1 protein-coding gene is annotated in these 702 nt (G+C 71.5%); it reads right to left on the bottom strand.

Translation table 11 applies throughout. The annotated features are described in order from the left end of the window. Positions 1 to 171: 171 nt before the first annotated feature. A partial coding sequence (locus tag ACZ4W9_RS40320; RefSeq protein WP_467944224.1) for a hypothetical protein occupies positions 172 to 702 on the bottom strand: 531 nt, incomplete at its 5' end.

Consider the following 702-nt stretch of genomic DNA (forward strand, 5'->3'; position numbering starts at 1 on the left):
CGCCGTCACGGAGGCGGTACACGACCTCCTGGCTGTCTACCGGTACATGAGCTCCCTCCCCCCCCCCCCCCCCCCCCCTCCTCCCCTCCCCCCCCCCCCCCCCCCCCCCCCCCCCCCCCCCTTTTTCCCCCCCCCCCCCCCAGGGCCGTGGTCGTTCGTCCGGAAGGTGGGTCAGGCAGCGCCGGCCGAACGAGCGCGGGGCACGTAGTCCTTCGCCCTCTGGAAGATCAGCGCGGGAAGGCCGTGCCGCACTCGGAGCTCCTCGACCTCTGCGTCGCTGAGGCCGTACCGCGAAGCACCGTTCACGTAGTTCGACAGGGCCTCGTAGTGGTCGTCCGGGAGGACCCCGCCGTTCTGCGCGACGACGTTGGCGAACTGTGGAAGCACGAGGTTAAGGAAGGTGAGGGCGTAGTCCCTGTCCTCCGCCCGGGGCTCGGCCGTGCTGGTCTCACCGGCATCCGGCTGCTCCTGGACCGCCCGAAGGCGGGCCTCCAGCCCGGCAACCTGCTCCTCGGCACGGCTTGCCCGGGAGTCGGCAATCTCGTACGCGACCAGTGCCGCCTTCCGAGCGAGGCGAGCGTCATTCAGCTCATCGGTCAGGCGCTTTACCTCGCCGTCCTTCGCCTCGGCGCTCACGGCCTGGGCGGCGACCTCCTGCTCGGCACGGGCGAGCTGGTTGCGTAACACGTCGGCGGTCGTACG

The sequence above is a fragment of the Streptomyces sp. NPDC029296 genome (assembly GCF_055569255.1).